A 3,142-nucleotide genomic window follows, 5' to 3' on the forward strand; every position below is an offset into this window, starting at 1 on the left:
CACGTCGGCGCGGCCCGGCCGGTGTCGCCCACCGGCATGGGCTCGATCAGGCGCAGCACCAGGCCGTGCCGACATGCGAAATCGATCATGGGCTCGATCTCGTGATCGTTGACCCCGGTCTGCACCACCATGTTGAGCTTGATGGGATCGAACCCCGCTTCACGCGCCGCGGCGATGCCACCGAGCACGTCGGCCAGGCAATCGCGCCCGGTGATGCGCGAGACACAATCGGCGTCCAGGCTATCCAGGCTGATGTTCAGGCGCTGCACGCCCGCGACGCGCAAGGCCGGCGCCAAGCGGTCAAGCCGGGTGCCGTTGGTGGACAAGGACAGGTCTTGCAGGCCGGGCAAGGCGCTCAGGCGCAAGGCCAGTTCGGGCAAGGCGCGGCGCGTCAACGGCTCGCCGCCGGTCAGGCGCACCTTGGCCACGCCCAGGCCCACGAACAGGCCCACCAGGCGGGCCATCTCGTCGTGGCTGAGCCAGTTGGCGGGCTCTTCGAAGCCCTTGAAAGCCTCGGGCAGGCAGTAGGTGCAGCGCAGGTCGCAGCGGTCGGTGACCGAGACGCGCAGGTAGTCGATGACCCGCCCATGCGGGTCGACCAGTCGGGTGGTCGGCAGCGGGGTTTCCATGGCTTGCAGTCTAGGCAAGCAAGCGAGCGGCGAACATCCTTCGGTGGGACTACTCCTTGCGCGCTGGGCGGGCAAGGTGGCATCGCATGGCCCTGCGCGAGACAATGGCGGCATGTCCCGTGTGCCGCTGTCGCAACCACCGCATCCCTCACCTCGCAGCCCCGAGCCGGTGTCGCCGCACATCGACGACCCGATGGCCCTGCTGCGCGCCTGCCACGAGAAGGTGGTGCGCTTCACCACGCTGGCGCAGCGGCTGCAGGCGCACGTGCGCGCCAAAGGGATCGATGAGCAGGCGAGAGAGGCCGCCCAGGCGGTGCTGCGCTACTTCACGCTGGCCGCGCCCCTGCACCACGCCGACGAGGAAGACAACCTGTTCGTGGCCCTGCGCCTGCTTGAGCAGGCACCACTGACCGCGCGCATCGACGCGCTGCAGGCCGAACACGACGCACTGGGCCAACGCTGGGCCAAGGTGCGCCCCTGGCTGGAGACCATCGCCACTGGCCAGGCGCCTGCCGGAGCAGAGCCCGATGTGGACGGTTTCGCCACGCGTTACCGAGAACACGCGCACGCGGAGGAGACCGAGGTCTACCCGCATGCCGCCGAGCTGAGCCCCGCCACCCTGCGCGCTCTGGCCGACGCGATGGTGGCCAGGCGCCAGCCTCCAACAACGGGTTGATCAGCAGATCAGCATCTCAAGCACCCGCCAGCGCCACAGCCGGCTAGGCTGGCTTGGCTGCCTCGGCCTCTTCGGTCATCAGGCGCTCCAGCAACTCGCGCACGCTGCGGATCTGATCGCCAAAAGGCAAGGTCCCGGCCCCCCGGAAGAACAGGCCCTTTTTCACATCACCCCGCAAGGCCGCGGCCAGTTGGTTGTCGATGCAGAACTGGCCCCAGGTGGCCAGGCCATCGCGCAGACCGCACTGGGCCAGGCAATCGAAAGCCTTGGTGCAGCGCGACTTGACGTGGGCCACCGCCTGCAGCTTGTGCTCGATCTTGAGGTACGCGTTGAGCCAGGGGGTGCGCACGGCGCGAGCCGGCAGGCCCGCCACGCTGACGAACTCGGCCAGGTCTTCGTCGCGGGCCTCGGCCAGCACGCGCTTGAACTCGGGGTGGGCATCGCCCTCCTCGGTCACGGCGAACGGCGTGCCCAGTTGCACACCGGCGGCGCCCAGCGCCTGCACGCGGCGGATGTCGGCCAGGCTGCGGATGCCACCGGCCGCGATGATGGGGATGTCCTTTTCGATGCCCGCCGAGCGGAAGAAGGCCAGGCACTCGGGGATGACCCGCTCGAAATCGAAGCGCGTGTCGTTCAGGTCACCCACCTTGGCCGCGCCCAGGTGGCCACCGGCCAGGCGCGGGTGCTCGATGACGATGGCGTCGGGCAGGCGCTGCTTGCGCTCCCACTTGCGCACGATGAGCTGCACGCCACGCGCGTCCGACAGGATGGGGATGAGCAAGGTGTCGGGGTGATCCTTGGCCAGGTCGGGCAGGTCCAGTGGCAGGCCTGCGCCCACCACGATGGCGTCGATGCCCGAGGCCAGCGCCTGCCTGACGGAAGCCGCGTACTCCGTCACCGCGCGCATGATGTTGAGCGCCAGCAGGCCGTTGCCACCGCTCAGTTCGCGGGCCGCACGGATGTCGCGGTCGATGGCTTCGAGGTTGGCGGCGTTGATGGCCAGCTTGGCGCGGTCGTCCTGCGGCAAGCCGGTGGTGCGCGCCATCAGGTCGGGGTGCTGGCGCCGCAGGTCCACCGACGACAGGGTGCCCACGCCGCCCCATTTCGCCACGGTGCCGGCCAACCGGTGGCCCGACACGCCCACCCCCATGCCGCCCTGGAAAATGGGCAGCAAGGTGCGCCCACCCAGCTTCAAGGGCTTCAAAGGGCTGCGCGCGAGCAGATCGGCGAATTCGTCAGGGATGGCGTTCATGTCGCAGAATTCCAGTCATTCATCGGGTTGCGCGCAGCGTAAGCGCGCGGTCCTCGGCAGGGATTTGCCCTGCATCAAACGACAAGCAGACTCCGCATGCCCATTCGCCTGCTCGTGGTCGATGACCACACCCTCTTTCGCCGCGGCCTGACCGCCCTGCTGGCCCGTGACGAACGCGTGACAGTGGTGGCCGAAGCCGCCGACGCCGGCGAGGCCCTTCGCCACGTGGCCCAGCACCAACCCGACGTGGTGCTGCTGGACAACCACCTGCCCGGCGTGCACGGCATCGACGCCTTGCCCCAGTTGCTGGCCGCGCAACCCGCACCGAAGGTGCTGATGCTCACCGTCAGTGAAGACGCCAACGACCTGGCGCGTGCGCTGTCGGCTGGCGCCAGCGGCTACCTGCTCAAGACGGCCGAGGGCAATGAACTGGTGGATGCCATCGAGCGCGTGCACCGCGGTGAGTCGGTGGTGTCGCCCGAGATGACGGGCAAGCTGGTGGCGGCCTACCGGCAGGCCCTGGCTTCGGCCTCAGAGGCCTCACCGGCCACCGGCGCATCCACCGCACCCGTTGTGGAAGCCGCG

General features: G+C 69.1%; 4 protein-coding genes. 2 read left to right on the forward strand and 2 right to left on the reverse strand.

The genetic code is table 11. The features are described 5' to 3' along the window. The coding region (locus tag B2W70_RS17510; protein ID WP_286747756.1) for a GTP 3',8-cyclase MoaA at positions 1 to 629 on the reverse strand (629 nt) is incomplete at its 3' end. Positions 630 to 741: 112 nt separating this feature from the next. Between B2W70_RS17510 and B2W70_RS17515 the strand changes: the two genes are divergently transcribed. Then, on the forward strand, positions 742 to 1,305 hold the full coding sequence (locus B2W70_RS17515) for a hemerythrin domain-containing protein (protein WP_286747758.1): 564 nt from the start codon (positions 742 to 744) through the stop codon (positions 1,303 to 1,305). Between the two features lie 43 nt (positions 1,306 to 1,348). Here the strand turns inward: B2W70_RS17515 and B2W70_RS17520 are convergent, their stop codons facing one another. After that, entirely contained in the window at positions 1,349 to 2,557 is a 1,209-nt protein-coding gene (locus B2W70_RS17520; protein ID WP_286747760.1) for an NAD(P)H-dependent flavin oxidoreductase, read from the reverse strand. A gap of 96 nt (positions 2,558 to 2,653) precedes the next feature. Here B2W70_RS17520 and B2W70_RS17525 point away from each other — a divergent pair. After that, positions 2,654 to 3,142: response regulator (locus tag B2W70_RS17525; protein WP_286747762.1), on the forward strand; the 489-nt coding region annotated here is incomplete at its 3' end.

The sequence above is a fragment of the Aquabacterium sp. UBA2148 genome (assembly GCF_002328915.1).
In the GTDB taxonomy this organism is placed as follows: Bacteria; Pseudomonadota; Gammaproteobacteria; order Burkholderiales; family Burkholderiaceae_C; genus Aquabacterium; species Aquabacterium parvum.